The sequence below is a fragment of the Arthrobacter sp. B2a2-09 genome (genome assembly GCF_027587375.1).
In the GTDB taxonomy this organism is placed as follows: Bacteria; Actinomycetota; Actinomycetes; order Actinomycetales; family Micrococcaceae; genus Arthrobacter.
Genome location: NZ_JAMXIC010000007.1, coordinates 14,700 through 34,125, shown reverse-complemented (window position 1 = coordinate 34,125; position 19,426 = coordinate 14,700). Strand labels below are relative to the sequence as shown.

18 protein-coding genes and 1 tRNA gene are annotated in these 19,426 nt (G+C 64.5%); 10 read left to right on the top strand and 9 right to left on the bottom strand.

Features of this window, described 5'->3' with window-relative positions:
• Nucleotides 1-69 precede the first annotated feature (69 nt).
• Nucleotides 70-1,470 carry a CoA transferase gene (locus NFJ07_RS09845; protein WP_269993982.1) on the top strand — a complete coding sequence of 467 codons (1,401 nt, stop codon included), beginning with the start codon at nt 70-72 and terminating at the stop codon, nt 1,468-1,470.
• Between the two features lie 34 nt (nt 1,471-1,504).
• Here the strand turns inward: NFJ07_RS09845 and NFJ07_RS09840 are convergent.
• Nucleotides 1,505-1,577 (bottom strand) — tRNA-Lys (locus NFJ07_RS09840).
• Between the two features lie 229 nt (nt 1,578-1,806).
• Between NFJ07_RS09840 and NFJ07_RS09835 the strand changes: the two genes are divergently transcribed.
• The 3 genes from NFJ07_RS09835 (at nt 1,807) to NFJ07_RS09825 (ending at nt 4,337) form a co-directional block, all read left to right on the top strand.
• The gene (locus NFJ07_RS09835; protein ID WP_265980649.1) at nt 1,807-2,466 is read left to right on the top strand and encodes a hypothetical protein; all 660 of its coding nucleotides are present in this window, start codon (nt 1,807-1,809) and stop codon (nt 2,464-2,466) included.
• A 238-nt stretch (nt 2,467-2,704) separates the two neighbouring features.
• A complete protein-coding gene (locus NFJ07_RS09830) occupies nt 2,705-3,322 on the top strand; it encodes a DUF47 domain-containing protein (protein WP_269994243.1) in 618 nt (205 codons plus the stop codon).
• Between the two features lies 1 nt (nt 3,323).
• Complete coding sequence (locus NFJ07_RS09825; protein WP_269993979.1) at nt 3,324-4,337, top strand: inorganic phosphate transporter; 1,014 nt, start codon at nt 3,324-3,326, stop codon at nt 4,335-4,337.
• 201 nt (nt 4,338-4,538) lie between these two features.
• Here NFJ07_RS09825 and pstB read toward each other — a convergent pair whose 3' ends face one another.
• From pstB to pstS, 4 genes are all read right to left on the bottom strand, one after another.
• Nucleotides 4,539-5,318, bottom strand: coding sequence for a phosphate ABC transporter ATP-binding protein PstB (gene pstB, locus NFJ07_RS09820; protein ID WP_234753921.1), 780 nt, complete (start codon nt 5,316-5,318; stop codon nt 4,539-4,541).
• A gap of 48 nt (nt 5,319-5,366) precedes the next feature.
• Complete coding sequence (gene pstA, locus NFJ07_RS09815; protein ID WP_269993978.1) at nt 5,367-6,476, bottom strand: phosphate ABC transporter permease PstA; 1,110 nt, start codon at nt 6,474-6,476, stop codon at nt 5,367-5,369.
• Nucleotides 6,476-7,408 carry a phosphate ABC transporter permease subunit PstC gene (pstC, locus tag NFJ07_RS09810; RefSeq protein WP_269993976.1) on the bottom strand — a complete coding sequence of 311 codons (933 nt, stop codon included), beginning with the start codon at nt 7,406-7,408 and terminating at the stop codon, nt 6,476-6,478. Before pstC ends, pstA begins: the two co-directional genes overlap by 1 nt.
• Before the next feature lie 139 nt (nt 7,409-7,547).
• Nucleotides 7,548-8,669 (bottom strand): phosphate ABC transporter substrate-binding protein PstS, encoded by a 1,122-nt coding sequence (pstS, locus tag NFJ07_RS09805; RefSeq protein WP_269993974.1) that lies wholly within the window; start codon nt 8,667-8,669, stop codon nt 7,548-7,550.
• A 282-nt stretch (nt 8,670-8,951) separates the two neighbouring features.
• Here pstS and NFJ07_RS09800 point away from each other — a divergent pair, with 282 nt between their 5' ends.
• From NFJ07_RS09800 to NFJ07_RS09790, 3 genes are all read left to right on the top strand, one after another.
• Nucleotides 8,952-10,082, top strand: a complete 1,131-nt coding sequence (locus tag NFJ07_RS09800) for an FUSC family protein (protein ID WP_269993972.1) — start codon at nt 8,952-8,954, stop codon at nt 10,080-10,082.
• 41 nt (nt 10,083-10,123) lie between these two features.
• Nucleotides 10,124-11,497, top strand: a complete 1,374-nt coding sequence (gene radA / locus NFJ07_RS09795) for a DNA repair protein RadA (RefSeq protein WP_269993970.1) — start codon at nt 10,124-10,126, stop codon at nt 11,495-11,497.
• 81 nt (nt 11,498-11,578) lie between these two features.
• On the top strand, nt 11,579-12,202 hold the full coding sequence (locus NFJ07_RS09790; RefSeq protein ID WP_269993969.1) for a Pr6Pr family membrane protein: 624 nt from the start codon (nt 11,579-11,581) through the stop codon (nt 12,200-12,202).
• A 132-nt stretch (nt 12,203-12,334) separates the two neighbouring features.
• On the opposite strand, the gene NFJ07_RS09785 is transcribed toward NFJ07_RS09790, so the two are convergent.
• Nucleotides 12,335-13,948, bottom strand: a complete 1,614-nt coding sequence (locus tag NFJ07_RS09785) for a peptide chain release factor 3 (RefSeq protein WP_269993968.1) — start codon at nt 13,946-13,948, stop codon at nt 12,335-12,337.
• 337 nt (nt 13,949-14,285) lie between these two features.
• Here NFJ07_RS09785 and NFJ07_RS09780 point away from each other — a divergent pair, with 337 nt between their 5' ends.
• Both NFJ07_RS09780 and disA read left to right on the top strand, forming a co-directional pair.
• A complete protein-coding gene (locus tag NFJ07_RS09780; RefSeq protein ID WP_269993967.1) occupies nt 14,286-14,570 on the top strand; it encodes a hypothetical protein in 285 nt (94 codons plus the stop codon).
• Nucleotides 14,571-14,824: 254 nt separating this feature from the next.
• Nucleotides 14,825-15,901 carry a DNA integrity scanning diadenylate cyclase DisA gene (gene disA, locus NFJ07_RS09775; RefSeq protein WP_269993966.1) on the top strand — a complete coding sequence of 359 codons (1,077 nt, stop codon included), beginning with the start codon at nt 14,825-14,827 and terminating at the stop codon, nt 15,899-15,901.
• Nucleotides 15,902-16,005: 104 nt separating this feature from the next.
• On the opposite strand, the gene NFJ07_RS09770 is transcribed toward disA, so the two are convergent.
• Nucleotides 16,006-16,725: a hypothetical protein gene (locus NFJ07_RS09770; RefSeq protein WP_269993964.1), complete on the bottom strand. Its 720-nt coding sequence runs from the start codon at nt 16,723-16,725 to the stop codon at nt 16,006-16,008.
• Nucleotides 16,726-16,836: 111 nt separating this feature from the next.
• Nucleotides 16,837-17,376, bottom strand: coding sequence for an MOSC domain-containing protein (locus NFJ07_RS09765; protein WP_269993962.1), 540 nt, complete (start codon nt 17,374-17,376; stop codon nt 16,837-16,839).
• A gap of 109 nt (nt 17,377-17,485) precedes the next feature.
• On the opposite strand from NFJ07_RS09765, the gene NFJ07_RS09760 reads away from it, so the two are divergent.
• Nucleotides 17,486-18,472: an A/G-specific adenine glycosylase gene (locus NFJ07_RS09760; protein ID WP_442865322.1), complete on the top strand. Its 987-nt coding sequence runs from the start codon at nt 17,486-17,488 to the stop codon at nt 18,470-18,472.
• 22 nt (nt 18,473-18,494) lie between these two features.
• Here NFJ07_RS09760 and NFJ07_RS09755 read toward each other — a convergent pair whose 3' ends face one another.
• On the bottom strand, nt 18,495-19,151 hold the full coding sequence (locus NFJ07_RS09755) for a class I SAM-dependent methyltransferase (protein WP_269993960.1): 657 nt from the start codon (nt 19,149-19,151) through the stop codon (nt 18,495-18,497).
• Nucleotides 19,152-19,426: the final 275 nt, after the last annotated feature.

The window sequence follows — 19,426 nt, the reverse complement described above, 5'->3', positions numbered from 1 at the left end:
TACTTGGGCAGGAAGAGTCAGATCCGGCTACCGTTGCTCGTCCATGGAGGCCCGTCCAGAATGGTGAGTGTGAACGACAGCTTCGCTGATGTGACCTCCCGTGTGTGGCACGCAATCGGCGCCGATGACGGCAGTGCCGATTGGCCAGCCACTCAGCTAACGACGACCGGGCCACGGGCGGTCCTCCCGGCCGCTTTCGACGTGACAGGACTTGCGACGGGAGCGGTTGCCGTCGCAACGTTGGCCGCGGCGCAGTTCCTCGCAGCTCGCCGCCAGTCAAAGCAGCCAGCGGTGACGGTGGACAGTCGGGCGGCGTGCGCAGCGTTCGCGTCCGAGAGGCTGTTCACCCCCATCGGCTGGACCCGGCCGCCGCTGTGGGACCCCATCGCCGGCAACTATCGTGCGGCGGACGCGTGGATCAGGCTGCACACCAACTACGCCAGCCACCGCGCCGCCGTCGAGCGGGTGCTGGGCGCCCATGACCGCGAAACAGTTCAGGCCGCAGTGGCCGGGTTGCCTTCCGAGGAGTTGGAGACGGCCATCGTGGAGGCGGGCGGATGCGCCGCCGTCATGCACAACCGCGGCCAGTGGCTCGCCTCGGCTCCGGGGATGGCGACCGCGGACGCGCCTCCGCTGACCGTCGTCGAGCGCCGCTTGTCCGGTGTCGGCACGCCGAACGCTATCGGAGAACTGCCCTTCGACGGGGTGCGCGTGCTCGACCTGACGCGGGTGATCGCTGGACCGGTGTGCACCAAGTTCCTCGCTGGCTATGGTGCGGACGTGCTGCGGATCGACCCGCCGGGCTTTGACGAGGTGCCGTCGCTATTGCCTGAGACCACGCTCGGCAAACGTACGGCCGCCCTGGATCTCACTGCCTCAACCGACCGCGCGACGTTCGAGGAACTGCTCGCGGGTGCCGATGTGCTCGTGTCGGGACTGCGGGCCGATGCCCTGAAAAGCCTAGGTTACGACGACGAGGCCCTGGCCGCCGTGAACCCCGGCCTGATCATCGCCAGCCTGGACGCGTATGGCTGGGATGGCCCGTGGCGCAATCGCCGCGGGTTCGACAGCCTGGTCCAGATGAGCTGTGGGATCGCCGACGCCGGAGCCACCGCCACGGGGCAAGCGGAGCCGACGCCGCTTCCCGTCCAAGCGCTCGACCACGCGACCGGCTGGCTATTGGCCGCGGCCGTCGCCCGTGCTCTGACCCGACGGCTTACCCACTCTGTGACGGCCCGCATCCAGGGCTCACTCATCGGCACGGCCAACTTGCTGTACTCGTTGACCCTGCCGGACGACCACCTCGCCGTACCTGCACCCAAAGACTTCACCCTGGTAGCAACCACCACCGACTGGGGGCCGGCACAACGCGTGCCGCTTCCGGGGCGAATCGACGGCGTCCCCGCGCACTGGTCGCAGCAAGCCGGACCGCTCGGCCGTCACCCAGCCATGTGGGCCACGCACAAGTAAACCCCCGGAACCGTGCGGTTCCGGGGGTTTTGGGTGGGCCCTGTGGGGATCGAACCCACGACCCACGGATTAAAAGTCCGATGCTCTACCAACTGAGCTAAAGGCCCCTGCCGACTGTAGAAACAGCCATGAATACTGTACCTCAAGCTCAAGGCCGTTTTCACACCACGAGCACCCGCGCCGTCGTGACCTCTTTTGGCCCAAACCCCGACGACGACGCGCGGCCACAACGGCGTGTCGCGCCACCTATGGAATCAAACAAGGTCAGGAAGGAACCCACCGCAACAGACGCCAGTCAAGAGTGCACGAGCGAAAACACAGGAGTAGCGTTGGGGCATGAGCGAACAATCGGGACCTCCTGTGTACGGCGGAGCAAATAGGCACCACAAGCCGAAACCCTTCGCGCCGATTGACTTCGAGCCGTTTGCCGGCGGAGCGGACCCCGCGCGCGTGTCCGAAGCCGCGCACCTTGCCGCCCAGGCCCTCGTGCGGCGGGGCCGCGACAGTGACGATCCGAAGATCACCAGACGCCTCGTCAAGCTCGCGGACGAGCAAGGCTTGGAGGCCATCGCCGAAATGTGGGCCGAGAGCCCCGCCCGGTCCTTGCCCGGCGCCTTGTGGCGGCTCTATGCATTGCGCGCGGCCACCATGCAGAACTCCGAGCGCATCTCCGTGTACTTCAAGGCCGGCCGGGACACTGCCCAGGTTTCCCATGTTGTGGCTGGAGCCGCCGAGCCGCCGGGAGCCGACGAAATGAAGCAGATGGCAGACGCCATCCTTTCTGGAGCGTTCGACGGGGATTTCGACGTCGCGCTGGAACGCTCAGCCGCGTTTTGCCGCGTCGTCGCGCTCGGCCAAGCAACGCTGGCAGACAGCGCAGAGCATTCCAACGAAGGTCACGCAAGCAAACTGACCCGGAACTCGCACCAGCTCGTGAAAACCGCGGAAGATCTCGAGCACGCGGCCAATGCGTGGCGCCTCGGTGAGCTGGACTGAGATGAAATATAAGGGTGAGGGGCCGCCACAACCACCCCGACCGCCAGCTGTCAATGTTGACTTAGCTCGGCCGACGTAGAAAACTGAAACTGGTGTCGAACCGCGAAACCCCCGGGCTTCAACTTATAGCCGCTTCGAGCGGCCTACCGCCGAGAGGCGTATCCGGTTCGGCACCATTTTTATGCCTTTCGGCGAAGACGCCGCTCCGTCCCCGTCCACCTCGCCTACCGGAAGCCACATGAAGCTGCGTCTCTTTCCCCAAGAACCCGCCGGTTTGCAGCTGCTTTCGCAGATGGCTCGTCAGATTCTTGAGGCAACCGGGACGCTTTCCGAGATCTTCGGAGCCCCTGTCGCGGAGCACGAACGGCTTGTGGAGGAGTTGCACGAACACGAGGCGAAATCCACGGATCTGCATTTCGCCCTGCTGACCCATATGCGCACGAGTTTCGTGAATCCGCTCCCCCGCGAGGACATGTACGCCCTTTCCCGTTTCCTCAACGAGGCGATGGAAAAGCTGGATGCCGCGGGTGAGCTCGTAGCCCTCTACAAACTGGACCGGGTGCCCAAGCGAGCTGCGGACCAGTTGGAGATCATCAGCCGCCAGGCGGAACTCACGGTTGATGCCATGCGTCAGCTGGACGATTTGGACGAACTCGAGGACTACTGGATCGAGGTCCTGCGCCTGGCTAAGCGTGCGGAGCGCAGCCACCGGACCTGGGTGGCCGAGATGCTCCGCGATATGAAGTCCACCCAATTTTCGAGGAACCGCGACGTAGCCAACCAACTGGTGGACGTCACCAAGGACATGCGCCGCGTCGCCACCCAGGTAGGCAGCATCATCGTCAAGGAAGCATGAGGTGGCGGTCGCGTTCTTCGCCCTTGTGGTGGTGCTGGCGGCTGGCTTCGCATTCCTGAACGGCTTCCGCGATGTCTCCACCGCCGTCGCACTCTCCGTGCGGACCCGTGCCCTCACTCCTTCCGTTGCCGTTGTGTTGGCGGCCGTCTTCAACTTTGCCGGCGTGCTGCTCAGTGGCGGCTTCGCACTGATTTTCAGCCAGTCGTGGGTGGTTCTCCCCTCGGGAATGAACGGGCTGACTATGCTCGCCGCGGGGCTCTGTAGCGCCATCCTTTGGGGAATCTACGCTTGGTGGCGCGGTGTGCCGCTCTCGTCGACCCATGCCCTTGTGGGAGGCCTGGTGGGGGCTGGAGCTGCAAGCGCAGTGATGGGAGGCAGCTCCATCAACGGTGTAGACAGCATCTTGCTGGCGCAAGTGGTCCTGCCGTTGCTGCTTTCCCCCGTGATTGCCTTCATTGGCGCTTACCTTCTCGTGTGGCCTGTCACGTGGGCGGCGCGCTACACCCAGCCCGATGTTGTGCATGGCCGCTTCCGCCATGCACAGTCGGTCTCGGCCGCTGCCGTCGCGTTTGGCCATGGCCTGCAGGACGGACAGAGAACAGTAGCGGTGATCCTGTTGGGCGCTGTGGCCGCAGGGGTGTCCGACTCCAACGACCTCCCAATCTGGGTCATCCTGCTGACTGCCGTCATGCTCACGGCAGGAACGCTTTGTGGTGGCTGGCGCATCTCTTACACCCTGGGTTACAAGCTGACGCGGGTGGACCCGCTGCGGGGATTCATCGCCCAGAGCCTGACCTCGCTGATGTTGTTCGTCGGCGCCATCGGCTTCCATTTGCCGCTTTCCACCACGCACACTGTGACGTCGGCAGTGCTCGGCGCAGGAACCAACCAGAACTTTTCCGTCACAAACCGTCGGATGGTGCTGCGGATCCTGGGCTTCTGGGTCGCGACGCCGATCGTCACCGCCGCAGTGGCGTTCATCGTTGGGCTGGCGCTCTCGCCGCTGTCGCACTGAGTTCAGGTAAACGAAAGCCCGACGCCGGCAGTCACCTGGGAAGGTGACCGCCGGCGTCGGGCATTCGCATCGATTGCTCCAGTACGGTCGTTTTGAGCCTCCAAAACGACCGCTACTCAGCAATCGATGGGGGTTCCGAAGTTGGGCCCACGCCGGCGAGGGCCCCGGCCTGAGCTTGCGAAGGCTGGGAGCCGGTGGGGATTATCCGAACCGGCCGGAGACGTAGTCTTCCGTGGCCTTCTGGGACGGGTTGTTGAAGATGGTGGTGGTGTCCGCGAACTCGATGAGCTTGCCCGGCTTGCCGGTGCCGGCGATGTTGAAGAAGGCGGTCTTGTCGGAAACGCGTGCGGCCTGCTGCATGTTGTGGGTCACGATCACCACGGTGTACTCGTCCTTGAGCTCATTGATGAGGTCTTCGACGGCCAAGGTGGAGATGGGGTCCAGCGCGGAGCAAGGCTCGTCCATGAGGATGACCTGCGGTTCCACGGCGATGGCGCGGGCAATGCAGAGCCTCTGCTGCTGGCCGCCGGAGAGTCCGGAGCCGGGCTTCTCGAGGCGGTCCTTGACCTCGTTCCACAGGTTGGCGCCGCGCAGGGACTTCTCCACGAGTGCGTCGGCCGCGCCCTTGCTGATTCTCCGGTTGTTCAGCTTCACGCCGGCCAGCACGTTGTCGCGGATGGACATGGTGGGGAACGGGTTGGGCCGCTGGAAGACCATGCCCACCTGGGTGCGCACCGTCACGGGGTCCACGCCGGGCCCGTAGAGGTTGTCGCCGTCGAGCAGGACTTCGCCTTCAACGCGCGCACCGGGCAGCACTTCGTGCATGCGGTTCAGGGTGCGCAGGAAGGTGGACTTGCCACAACCGGACGGGCCGATGAACGCCGTGACCGATTTGGCTTCAATGTTGATGTTGACGCCTTCAACGGCCAGGAAGCTGCCGTAGTAGACGTTCAGATCCTTGACGTCGATCCGCTTAGACATGGTGTTCCTTCGGTGCTGTGGTTGGAAGTTTGCGGGTGGCCTGGGGGCTCAACGGCCGGCCTTGGGGGCGAAGATCCGGGCGATCAGCCTGGCGCCGAGGTTCAGGAGCATCACCAGGATGATCAGGACCAGCGCGGCACCCCATGCCCGCTGGCTCGACGGGTCCGGGTTGGACGGCGAGGTCGGGTTCAGGATCTGCGTGTAGATGAACGTAGGCAGTGAGGCCATCCAGCCGCCGAACACGTTGTTGTTGATGGTGGTGGCGAAACCCGCGGTGACCAGGATCGGAGCCGTCTCGCCAATCACTCGGGCGATCGCCAAGGTGACGCCGGACGCAATGCCGGAAATCGCCGTCGGGATGACCACCTTGAGGATGGTGCGCCACTTGCGGACACCGAGCGCGTAAGCAGCCTCACGGAGCTCGTTCGGGACGATCTTGAGCATTTCCTCGCTGGAGCGAACCACCACCGGGATCATCAAGACTGAAAGCGCGACGGCGGCAACCGCACCGGTCTTGGTGCCCGGGCCGACCACGGCGAAGAAGAACGCTGCGGAAAAGAGGCCTGCCACGATGGAGGGGATACCGGTCATGACGTCGACGAAGAAGGTGATGGCACGGGCGAGGGCCCGGTCGTTGCCGTATTCCACCAAGTAGATTGCGGTTAGCAAGCCCACCGGAACCGAGATGACAGTGGCGAGCAGGGTGATTTGCACGGTGCCCAAGAGCGCGTGGTAGACGCCGCCGAGGACCTTCGTGCCTTCATCGACGCTCTTGTTGTCGAGGGCGCCTGTGACGCCGTTCATGGATGTCGTCAGGAAGCCGGGGGTGATGATGCCGGGAATGCCGTTCACGAGGACGGTCCAGATCACCGAAATCAGGGGTAGCAACGCCACAAGGAACGAGCCGACGATCAGGCACGTGGCAAGCTTGTCGCTCGCCTTCCGGCCGCCTTCGACGGCTGCGCTCCAGCCGACCAGGCCGATCGCGAAGAGGATGGCGGACACGAGGCCCCAACCGAAGGCGTTGAAGCCGATCAGCGCAAGGATTGCCGCGCCGAGTACCAAGGCGACGGCCAGGACGACGTACGGTGCGAAAGCGGGCAACTGGCCCTTGGTCAGTGCAGAGCGTTTGCGCGCCACGGGGGCTGTGACAGTCATTAGTTGGCTCCCGAGAATTCTTTATGCCTGGTGATGATCCAGCGTGCAATCATGTTGACACCCAGGGTGATGACGAACAATACCAAGCCGGCTGCGATCAAAGTGCTGACCTTGAGCCCGCTGGCTTCAGGGAAGTTCAAGGCGATTTCCGCGGCGATCGTCTGGTTGCCGGACTGGATCAGGCTCGCGGTCAGGGCGCCTGAGGACAGGACCAGGGCTACGGCCATGGTCTCGCCAAGTGCACGGCCGAGGCCCAGCATGACGGCGCTCACGATGCCCGGTCGCCCGAACGGCAAAACAGCCATCTTGATCATTTCCCAACGCGTCGCGCCGAGGGCCAGGGCGGCTTCCTCGTGGAGCTTCGGGGTCTGCAGGAAGATCTCACGCGACAGGGAAGTGATGATCGGCAGGACCATGACGGAGAGTACGATGCTCGCGGTCAGGATGGTCTTGCCGGTAGCCGAGGCCGGGCCTTGGAAAATCGGCAACCAGCCCATATTGCTGGCAAGCCAGCCGTAGGCGGGCGAGATTTGGGGGGCAAGGAATGCCGCACCCCATGCGCCATAGACCACGGAGGGAATCGCGGCGAGGAGGTCCACCACGTAGCCAAGGCCCGAGGCAAGCCTGCGGGGCGCGTAGTGCGAGATGAACAGGGCGACGCCGATGGCAACAGGGGTAGCGATCACCAGTGCGATGACGGCGGCAATCAAGGTCCCGACGACGATCGGCCCAATGTAGGCGAAGAAGCCGTTGCCGCCCTGGATGTCAGCAGCCGGAGCCACAAGCGCCGGAATGGCCTGGACTACAAGGAAAAGGGCGACGCCGAAGAGAACCACGAGGATCAGGCATCCCGCGGCCAGGGTGGCTCCGGAGAAGACCTTGTCCCCGGCGCGTCCGGCACCTTGGGAAGTGGTCAAGGAGTTGGTGGTCACTTCACGATCCTTCAGATTCACTCAAAAATGGCCAAGTTCCCCGCCCCGCCCGGTGATGTTTCACCAGCGCGGGACAGGGAACCTCGATATTCAGGGTAGTGGTGCCGCGGTCCGCAGCACCACTACTCCATTGTGGTCCTTAGGCCTTGGCCTTGATGGAGTCAACGGCGGCCTTTGCCTTGTCCTGCAGCGCCTTGGAGAGCGGAGCGGACTTGGCGGAGCCGGCCGCGGCCTGCTGGCCGGCGTCGGAGACTACATAGCTCTCGAAAGCCTTGACCAGGTCAGCAGTAGCCTGCTTGTCGTAGGTGGTGCAGACGACGTGGTAGGAAACCAGAACTACCGGGTAGGCGGAGGAATCCGTGGTGGTGCGGTTAAGCTTGATGGAAAGGTCGCCGGCCGGGCGGCCAGCAACGGGCGTGCCCAGTTCAACAGCCTTGGCGGCAGCGGCAGCGGAGATCTTGACGAAGTCCGAGCCAACCTTGATCTGCGCGGTGCCAAGCTTGCCGGAGACTGCAGAGTCATCAGCGTAGGTCACTGCACCGGGGGTGTCGGTCACGGTCTTGACGACGCCGGAGGTGCCCTTGGCGTTCTCGCCCTTCAGGGATGCAGGCCACAGGCCGGCAGCCTTGTCGGTCCAGACCGAGGGAGCCGCTGCAGCCAGGTAGTCCGTGAAGTTCTGGGTGGTGCCGGAGTCGTCAGAGCGGTTGACCGGGGTGACCTTGAGGTCCGGAAGCGTGACGCCGGCGTTCAGGGCGGCGATTGCCGGGTCGTTCCAGTTGGTGATCTGGCCGCGGAAGATCTTAGCAACGGTGTCGGCGTCGAGCTTCAAGTCCTTGACGTTCGGGATGTTGAAGGCAACGGCGATCGGCGAGACGTAAACCGGAATGTTGATGGCGCCATCGGTGCCGCACTTGGTCTTGGAGGTGGCCAACTCAGCGTCGGTCAGGTAGGCGTCAGAGCCTGCGAACTGTGCGGATCCGTCAAGGATGGCCTTGCGGCCTGCGCCCGAGCCGTCCGGGGAGTACTGGACCGTGGCACCCGGGTTGGCGGAAGCGAATGCGGCCTTCCAGGCGTCCATGGCCGCGCCGGTCGAGGAGGCGCCGATACCGGTCAGCGTGCCCGTGACCTTGACGGCCGCGGCGCTCTGGGTGGCGGCCGGTGTGGCGCCGGTTGCGTTGTCTGAACCGCAGGCGGTCAGCGCAAGGGCGCCGACTGCGAGGACCGCGATTGCCGCGTTGCGGCCGAAGCGAGTTGCCTTCACTGGGATGTACCCCTTCCAGGGATTCTCTGATGCGCGCCGAGGGAGAAAGTCGGCATACGAAAGATTTGCGTACGTTTTTGTACCTTGATTGACGGTAGGAGCCGCAGGTAACAGGATCGGCGGTCCAAAGTGAACAGAAGGTGAACGGCTGCGGACCATTGGCTTACATCTGCAGCGTCGCCCTTGCGCTTGGCGTGTCATGGGGGATTAAGTGACGCCCCTCACTTTGTGGCTCCCTCGGCGTGCCGCACTCCGTGAGCCGCTCCTGAATAGACTTGAGCCATGACCGCCCCCCAAGGACTTTCAACAAGCAAGAAATTCCTGCGGGCGCGGCTGCGCACGGGCTTCGTCCGCAGCCGGAACTCGTTGGTTCCGGCTGTCCAGATGACCGTCTGCGCCGTGGGCGCCTACGCGTTCGCTGAATACATCCTGGGGCACAAGGGACCCCTTTTTGCCGCCACGTCGTCCCTGATCGCGCTCGGCTTCTCGCGGGATCCTCGGCTTCGCCGGGTCGTGGAAGTCGGGCTTGGCTGCACCCTCGGGATCGTCATCGGCGATCTGCTGCTCCACTGGCTGGGTTCGGGAATCTGGCAAGCCGCCGTCGTGCTCCTTTTCTCGATTCTCCTGGCCCGGTTTCTGGACAGCGGCACCATCTTCACCACCCAGTTGGGCCTGCAATCACTTCTCGTGGTCCTGCTGCCGGCACCGGAAGGCGGGCCGTTCACCCGCAGCATCGACGCCGTGGTGGGCGGGGTATTCGCGCTGCTCGTCACCATGCTGGTCCCGAAGGATCCGCGCCGGGAGCCCCGCCAGGACGTCCGCAAACTCCTGCACGAACTCTCAGAGGTCCTCCGTGAGTGTGCCGACGCTTTGATCAACAGCGACTCGACCCAGGCCTGGCATGCCCTCATCCGGGGGCGGAACTGCCAGCCCCTCGTGGACCGGATGCGCCAATCCCTCAAGGCGTCCGGTGAGGTGGCCACCCTCGCCCCGGCGTACCGGCGGCACCGCGACGAGCTGACCATGCTGGAGGAATCGCTGGATTCCATCGACCTCGCCCTTCGCAACGGACGGGTGTTCGCACGGAGGCTCACCAGCGCCATCAACCATGCAGCATTGACGGACGAGGCAACGGACAGCATCTCGGAGGTCCTGCTAGACACTTCTGCCGCCGTAGAGGAACTATCGCTCGGCCTCGCGGAAGTGCACGACGGCGCCCGCCGCGCCCACCTGCGCGGTGCGCGGCAGGACTTGGCTGACATTGCCACCCGGCTGCACCCCAAAATGCTGCACGTCCAGAAGCTCGAAGGCGAAACAGTGGTGATGCTCTTCCGCCCGCTCATGGTGGATCTGCTCGAAGCCGCGGGCATGGACCCCCGGGAAGCCCGGGACGTGCTTCCTCCCTTGCAGTGAGGCGCACTTGACTGTCCTACCCCTCCACTAGCCTTGTACGCATGGCTTCCAAGACCTCACGCACCTCCAAGACACCCGCGTACAAATGTGCCGAATGCGGGTGGACCACGGTCAAGTGGGTGGGCCGCTGCGGTGAGTGCCAGGCATGGGGCACCGTGGAGGAAACAGGCGCCACAGTTGCGCGTACGACGGCGGCAACAACGGTTTTGGAGCCGGCCCGCCGGATTGCCGAAGTAGACGGGACCACGGCCGCATTCCTGCCCACCGGCGTCGACGAACTGGACCGCGTCCTGGGCGGAGGGCTGGTTCCCGGCGCGGTGATCCTGCTTGCCGGCGAACCCGGCGTCGGGAAATCCACCCTCCTGCTGGATGTCGCGGCGAAATTCGCCCGGACAGGGCAGGACGTCCTGTATGTCACGGGCGAGGAATCGGCAGCCCAGGTCAAACTCCGTGCCGAACGGATCGACGCCGTCGCGCATACCCTCTATCTCTCGGCGGAAACGGACCTCGGACAGGCGCTGGGGCAAGTGGAGAAGCTCGAGCCGAAGCTGCTGATTGTGGACTCGGTACAGACCCTCAGCAGCGCCGACGTCGAAGGTAGCGCGGGCGGAGTCTCGCAGGTCCGGGAAGTCGCGGCGTCCATCATCGCCGCCGCAAAGCGCCGCAACATGACCACCCTGCTGGTTGGCCACGTGACGAAGGACGGCTCCATTGCCGGTCCGCGTCTCTTGGAGCACTTGGTGGACGTCGTGTGCCAGTTCGAAGGCGAGCGCCATTCGCGCTTGCGCTTGTTGCGCGCGGTCAAGAACCGCTACGGAGCGACGGACGACGTCGGCTGTTTCGACCTGAACGAAGCCGGCATCGAAGGCCTCGCCGATCCCAGCGGCCTTTTTGTATCGCGGACACGCGAACCGGTTTCCGGCACCTGCATCACCGTGACCATGGAAGGCCGGCGCCCACTGCTGGCCGAGGTGCAGTCGCTCCTGGCCGAAAGTGCCAGCTCACAGCCGCGGAGGGCAACGAGTGGCCTCGACAGCTCGCGCGTCGCCATGCTCCTGGCCGTGCTCCAACAGCGGGCCGGCTGCATCCTGCACAAGGACGACTCCTACGTAGCCACTGTCGGAGGGGTGAAATTGAGCGAACCGGCCACCGACCTGGCGGTGGCGCTTGCCGTGGCCTCGGCAAAGGCGCGCAAGGCACTGCCGCAGAGGCTGATTGCATTCGGTGAGGTTGGCTTGGCCGGCGAGGTCCGTCCCGTTCCCGGGATCAACCAGCGCATCCACGAGGCCCAGCGGCTTGGTTTCACCCACGCCGTGGTGCCCGCCAGCCCCAACGGACCGGGGCCGGTCCCGGAGGGTTTCTCCGTCCGCGAGGTGGCACACCTGGCCGAGGCCCTGGAGCTGCTGATCACCTGACGGGCCACTTCACCCGGGCTGGCAGCTTGGCCCGGTGTGTCGGGCGCGCCTATTTGCCAAATCGTCCGGAAGATTGTCCCTATGACCAAAAGAAATGTGCTCATTGGGGGACGCCTCTTCTTTGCCCTCCTGACCCTTGTAGCCGTTGGAACGCAACTCACCGTCCATATCGGCCTGGGCTTCGATGCTTGGAACTTCTTCAGCTACTTCACCAACCTGTCCAATATCTTCGCGTCGGTGGTGCTGTTGATCAGCGGCTACCGCGTGATGGTTGGCAAGCGGCCCAGCGAGCTCGACGACGCCACCCGTGGCACTGCGACGATCGCCATGGCCGTGGTGGGACTGGTCTTCGGCGCGCTCCTCGCTGGACAGGACCTCGGCTCCTTGCTCCCCTGGGTCAACTTCGTTGTCCACTACCTCATGCCAATTGTCATGGTGGCCGATTGGCTGTTCCAGCCTCCGCGCTCCAGACTGACCATCAAGCACCTCTGGTACTGGCTGCTCTACCCGGTTGCCTACCTCGTCTACAGCCTGATCCGCGGCTCTTTCGTAAACTGGTACGCCTACTGGTTCATCGACCCTATGCGCGCGGGCGGTTGGGGCGGAGTGGCGGTCTTCGCGGTAGCGATCGCCGTAGGATTCCTCGTGGTGAGCCTCGCCATGCTGGGGCTGGGAAACAAGCTCGAACGCCAAGTGAGCTACTAGCCCCGCCGCACCATGCCCAAGTCCCCCAGCGGACATGCGCCCTGCACGAATCTGCCCGCCTACTAACCCCGTCCCCACCGGACATGTCCACTCGTGGCCTCATACGAGGGGCATGTCCGGTGAATTTGAGGACTATTTCGCCGGGTTGTGCGTGCCGATCGGCACCAGCGTGAGCTTCGGGTGGTTCTTCTCGATCCGGCGCAGCGCCCAGACGTCGTTGAACAACGCCAGGTATTCGCCGTCGGACCTCAGCAGCACCTCAGCGCCAGGGACGTTGGCGAGCGCCGGCATGGCCTCCGCCGTCGAGATCCTCGCCATCGAGTACGGGAGGCGCTCCAAGCGCATTGGAGCGTTGAAGTCGTGGGCCATGCGGTCTTCCACCACTTCGAACTGCATGGGACCGACAGCCGCGAGCACGGGCGCCTGGTCGCCTCGGACGTCGGAACGGAGGACCTGGATGACGCCTTCGTGCTCAAGCTGTTCGATGCCGCGTCGGAACTGCTTGAACCGGCTGGGGTCCTGGGACCTGGCCACCTGGAAATGCTCGGGCGCAAAGAGCGGAATGGCGGGGAATTCCACCGGTTCGTCCAGGAACAGGCTGTCCCCCACGCGCAGTGAGGACGCGTTGACCAAGCCAACAACGTCGCCGGGGTAGGCCTCGTCGATGACTTCGCGTTCGCGCCCGAACACTTGCTGGGCGTACTTGGTGGCGAACGACTTCCCGGTGCGTGTCTGCGTGACCACCATGCCGCGCTCAAAGACGCCGGAACACACACGGATGAACGCAACGTGGTCGCGGTGTGCCTTGTTCATACCGGCCTGGACCTTGAAGACGAACCCGGCGAAGGGAGCATCAACGGAACGAGGCTCGCCGTCGACGTCCGGACGGGATGCGGCCGGAGGTGCGAAATCCACCAGGGCATCCAAGATTTCCTTGACCCCGAAGTTCAGGGCGGCCGAGCTGAAGAGGATGGGTGTAGCGGTTCCGGCGTGGAAGCTCTCGACGTTGAATTCGAGGTTTGATTCGATCACCAGTCCGGCTTCGTCGACGGCGTCGCTCCAGTTGTTGCCCTGGGTTTCGGCTGCTTCTTCCGGGGTGAAGTACTCGGTGATGGCGATGTTGGCGCCGGCGTTGTTGCGCGCGAACCGTGCGAAGCGGTCATTGCGCAGGTCCCAGACTCCACGGAAGTCGCCCGAAATGCCCACGGCCCAGGTCAAGGGCATGGGCTGGAGGCCGGTGCGTTCCGTGATCTCGTCCATCAGTGCGAGGGCGTCCAGGCCCGGACGGTCCCACTTGTTGATGACCGTAATGATGGGCAGGTTCCGCTGCTTGCAGACCTCGAACAGCTTCATGGTCTGCGTTTCCAGGCCCTTGGCGGCATCCACCAGCATCACTGCGCAGTCGACGGCGGCCAGGACCCGGTAGGTGTCCTCGGAGAAGTCGGCGTGGCCCGGGGTGTCCAGCAGGTTGATCACAGTGTCCCGGTAGGAGAACTGCAATGCTGCGGAGCTGATGGAAATACCGCGGTCCTTTTCCATCTGCATCCAGTCGGAAACAGTTTCCTTGCGGTTGGCCTTGCCGCTCGAGGCACCGGCCGTGCCGATGACTTTGGCGTGCAGGGCAAGGGCTTCCGTCAGCGTGGACTTGCCAGCGTCAGGGTGCGAAATGACCGCGAAAGTCCGACGCCGGGAGGCCTCATGGTGAATTTCCTGGACTCGGGCGGGGCTCAGGACTTCTTGGGACACGGTGCTACTTTCGCTGTGATCTGGGCGTTGCCCGCACTGGAACGACGGGCCGAACGTGGAATGGAGGCTGGATACGGGCCCCGTGCCGGCCGGGGGCCAACTCAGGGAGCGGCACGATTTGTGCGCCAGCCAAGATACCAAGTTTATCGCAGCCCGAGACCACACCGGAGGCAGGGTCTTAAGGCCAGCGCTTAACAGGATCGAAACGACGTGCACAAACCTCCGAAATCACCTGCCGATAGTTTGAATCAATGGCGCACACTCCGGCTCGCGTTGGAGCCATTCGCCAGGAAAACACTCGAGCAGCCGACGATGGCATGAAAGGAACAGGGCATCGATGAAACCAGGGAATGACTTGTTCTACGATCCCCTCGGCCCCTCCCCCGCTGCGAATTCGGCGGCGAACTCCACTGTGAACTCCACGGCGAACCCTGCCGCAAACTCCGTTGCAGCCAGGAGCTGGCCCCAGCAGGGACACCGCCCGGACGCCAGCACAGGCGGAACCCACACTCCCGCGAGGCAAACGCATCCGGACACCGGAAGGGCTGCAGCCCGGGAAGCCGCGCTGCAGAGTGTGCGACGCGACCTTGAGCGACTCGCGCGGCTTCGGACGGCTCCCTGAGGTCCCGGGGACCGAGCTGAGGTCCAGGGAACCGGGGTCAAAGTGGCGGTCCGGCGGCCGCCGTCGAACGCGTTTCGAAGCACCCGCCACATAACCTTCTTTGGGGCACTTTAAGGCTTGCCTGTGCGGTTCTTGCCGGTCTATACCTCTATCATTGAGCTTGCGGGAAACCTGGTATTTTGATCCCGCGGACTCACTGCTGAAAACCGGCATACTTGCGGGCGGGCCTGCCTGCACCTTTGAAGGGAACACCTATGGCTCGGAGCCCCGAAGAATCGCTCAAGGCGACTCTGGGCAGGGTGGCCCCCGGCACGCCGCTGCGCGACGGCCTGGAACGCATCCTCCGTGGGCGCACTGGCGCCCTGATTGTGCTGGGAACGGACCGGACCATCGAGTCCATCTGCTCCGGCGGCTTTGAAATCGGCATCGATTTCTCCCCGACGCGGCTGCGTGAGCTCGCGAAGATGGACGGTGCCATCATCTGCGACAAGGACGCCGGAAACATCCTTCGTGCCGCAGTCCAGCTTGTGCCGGACTCCAGCATCGAGACCCAGGAATCAGGAACGCGTCACAGGACGGCCGAGCGCGTGGCCATCCAGACCGGAGTTCCGGTGATTTCGGTCAGCCAGTCCATGCAGATCATCGCCCTCTACGTCAACGGCCTGCGGCACGTGCTGGAGGGCTCCGAGAAAGTCCTGGCCCGCGCCAACCAGGCTCTCGCAACCCTTGAACGCTACAGCGCCCGCTTGGACCAGGTCACCAGTGCCCTGTCGGCCCTCGAAATCGAGGCCATGGTCACCGTCCGGGATGTGGCTGTCACCCTCCAGCGCCAGGAAATGGTCCGGCGCATCGCCGAGGAAATCGCACAGTATGTCTTGGAGCTGGGTGAGGACGGCAGGTTGCTCTCACTGCAGCTGGAGGAGCTCACCACTGGCCGGGGCCCGGGCAGCGACGTGATCATCCGGGACTACGCCGGTGCCGATGCCTCGCCGGAGGAAATCGACGGCGCGGTGCAGGCCCTTTTGGATCTTGGCCCGGCGGAGCTGATTGACCTGGCCAAGATTGCCGGGATCATCGGTTTCGCCGGGGGCATGGACGTGCTCGACGCCGGTGTGCAGCCGCGCGGCTACCGCCTCTTGTCCGGGCTGAAGTCGGTTCCGAAAGCCGTGGCCGACCGTTTGGTGGAGCATTTCGGCGGACTCCAGTACCTCATGGCCGCCACTATCGACGATCTCATGACCGTGGACGGCATCGGCGACCAGCGCGCCCGGACGGTCCGCGAAGGGCTCAGCCGCATGGCCGAAGCCAGCCTGCTGGACAGGTTCCTCTAGTCCCCACCGCCACCCTAACTTCACAAGTTCGGCCAGGGAACCCTGGCGGCGTGGGCCCAGCCACCGGCTCCCAGCGGCACCCACCGGCTACCACCGGGCCAGCCTTAGCCGAGCTGGAAGACGGCTTTGGTGCTCGCCTTGTTTCCCAGTACGGCCTTGAAGGTGTACGTACCGGTGGCCGGCTTGGCCGAGATTACGCCGCAGCCCTCGGTCGTCCGGTTACGTTGCCACGGGAAGTTGGCCGTCTCGCTCTTGCCCGGATCGATCTGCTTCACAAGGTCGTCGCCCTTCGCCTGGCAGTCCTTGGAGGAGAAAATCCGGTCCTCGCCGCTCATCACCAGGAACTCCATCTGGGACGTGCCGACGTTGACCTGGCACGGTGCTGCTCCGCCGTTGGTGATCTTCATGCTCAGCACGGGGTTCTGCCCGGCCGCATAGGCAGGCTGGTCTGTGGACGCCGTCACCGTCACCAAATTGAGGTCGCACACCGGAGTGGGCGTGGGCGTTGTGGTGGCCGCAATGGGATCCGTCGAAGGGGCCTGGCTCGCAGGGGCGGCTCCGACCGCTTGGGTTTCGGATGCCCCGGAATCAGCCTTGCTCGCAAGGGAGGAACTCATAGCCACGGCCCCGGCCACGAGCATCGCCAGGACCGTCAAGAGGGCACCGAAAACAACCAGCCTCCGACGTCGGTAAACGGCAGGGCTCGTCCGGCGCCTTTGGGGCCGGGCCCCATTCGTCGAACGGTTTGCGCCTGCGGTCCGGGCAGGGCTTTTTGCCGACTGCGACGTGCGCGCCCTCGGCGGTTGCTTGCCCTTGTTGACCATGCTTCTAGGCTAGGCAACGCCGAGCCTGGATGGCGCCGCACCACGCCGCCGGGGCCCGATCGGAGCCAGTATGACCTACGTCATCCTTGGCCACCGGCGCCGGCCGCCATGTCAAACGCGCGTCAGCGGAAAATGGGGCAACGTGGGGAGCTCCACATGGATCATGTCGCCGGGGCTAACGGTACCGCCGCGGGCAACCGTGCCCATGATCCCGGCTAGGCGCACCAGTTTGCCCTCTGAATCGGTGCGAACCACTTCCTTGAGGAGCCCGGGTTGGAAATCGTTGATCTGTTGGCACGGATTGCGGAGTCCCGTCACGGCGATGACAGCCGTCCCTATGGAAAGGCGGGCTCCAACCGGCAGTCCCAGCAGGTCAATCCCTTGTGTGGTGATGTTCTCTCCAAGCTGGCCCGGTCCCACCGTATGGCCTGCGCTCGCGAGATCCTCGAACAGCTCGGCGTGAATCAAGTGCACCTGGCGCAGGTTTGCTTGCGAAGGATCAGCCTTGACCCTGGACCTGTGTTTGACAGTCGCTCCGCAGTGGGCGTCGCCCGCAACACCCTGCCCTTCAAGCACCGTGATCACCTCGGCCTCTTGCTTGCCGAACGAGTGCGATGGGCTGGCATGAACTGCAATCACGGATCCCGGCATGGTCCTAGGATGCCACTTCGCAGGACGTGTGGTCGTATCGGACGCACTACAGTGGATGGCAGGAATCGGCCGCCATCAGGGCCTGTCACGAACCGCAGCAAGGATCTCCATGTCACTGCCAGGCTCCGCCGAGATTGCCAGCGCCGCTGAACTTGCCGGCACCCATCACCTCACGGACTTGCACCAGTCCATGGACCGCTGGTTCTCCGAGGTAGCCCGGGTACTGCCGTGGAGGTCACCGGACTGCAGCCCGTGGGGAATCCTGGTCAGCGAGGTGATGCTGCAGCAGACTCCGGTGGTTCGTGTCCTTCCGGTGTGGGAAGACTGGATGGAACGCTGGCCGGAACCTGCGGATCTCGCGAACGAGCCCTCGGGCGAGGCTGTACGACATTGGGGCAGGCTCGGCTATCCCCGCCGCGCGCTCAGGCTCCACGCGGCCGCCGTCGCGATCGTGGAACAGCATGGCGGCAGGGTGCCGGACACGCACGCATCGCTGTTGAGCCTTCCCGGCGTCGGCGACTATACGGCCGCGGCCGTGGCTGCTTTTGCGTTCGGGCGCCGCGAAACCGTGGTGGACACGAACATCCGGCGAGTGCATGCCCGGCTGGTTTCGGGGCTTGCACTGCCTGCGCCGTCGCTCACCGCGTCGGAGATGCGCCTCGCCCAATCGCTCATGCCCGACGACGTCGGGCTGTCCGTCCGCTGGAATGCTTCCGTCATGGAACTCGGCGCGCTGGTGTGCACTGCCCGCTCCCCCAAGTGCCCGGACTGCCCAGTCCGCGACTCCTGCGCTTGGCTTGCCGCAGGCGAACCGCGGCCGACGTACACGCCCAAAGGCCAGGCATGGCACGGCACGGACCGGCAGCTGCGGGGTGCCGTCATGGCCGTATTGCGCGTGGCCGATTCGCCGGTAGCCCCGGAACTGTTCGAGCGCCCCGCAGCTGACCTCGGTTTCGCCGCCGAGGGCACAGCCGTACCGCTGGCTGCCCTGCACCGGTTGAACTCGGCCCCCGAGCAGCTGGAACGTGCCCTCGAGGGGCTCCTGCGCGACGGCTTGGCCGAGATGCACGACGGCGGGCTGCGGCTCCCGGCCTAGGCTTCCGTTTGCGCTGCTTCCTTCACGCCGTGGCTGGTTTGCGGGCTAGAAGGTACGCCTGCTGGGTTTTCTCGTGCCTGTCGTCTGGTTCGCGGAGAAGCTGCGCTTCCACAATAAGCCCGGCCTGAAGGAGGAGTTCCGTGATGCACTCAGGCGGCAAGCGGTACGCATCGAGATCGATCTCGTGGCCATATGCGAAGTCCAAGTGCCTGGGTTGGTCACCGGCCTGAAACGCGAGCAGGAGCAAGCCGTGATCCTGAAGGGTCCGGTGGAATTCTGCGAACACCCCGGGCAAGCGGGCGGGCGGCGTATGGATGATCGAATACCAAGCGACGATGCCACCCAACGTGCCGTCCGCCAGCTCCAGGGCCTCCATCGATCCTTCATCGAACTGAAGGCCAGGGTGATCCCTGCGGGCTACTGCCACCATCTCCGGCGACAGGTCGACGCCGAAAGCCGCCAGGCCGAGGGAATGCAGGTGCGCCGTGATCCGTCCCGGCCCGCAACCGATGTCGGCAACCGCCCCGCCTCCAGAAGACTCCACGAGCTCGGCAAAGGTGCCGAGCATGGCCCGGTCAAAGGGTTTGGTTTCGAGCTCGTTGCGCAGGAATTCGGCGTAGTCGGCAGCTACCGTGTTGTAGGCGGCGCGAGTGGCATGCACGTCCGAGGGTTCAGTCATGCAAAGAACCCTATTCTTTGCGGCCGAATTCTTCTTTACGCCCGGCCGAAACCCGGCCAAGGCCCGGCCTTGGCCCGCCTAGAGGTCGCGGAGCCGCAACGATCCGTAGACGTCGGTAACGATGTGCCTGCCAGTTGCAGGCATTCCGTTCCGGGCCCCGGCTGCGGGATTATCCTCAAGTATGCGCAGGTTGTGGGCCGCCATCGCATTGACCACGACGGCGGCGCTCTGGTCGGGATGTGAACCTCAAGTCACCGTTTGCCCGGCAATTGCGA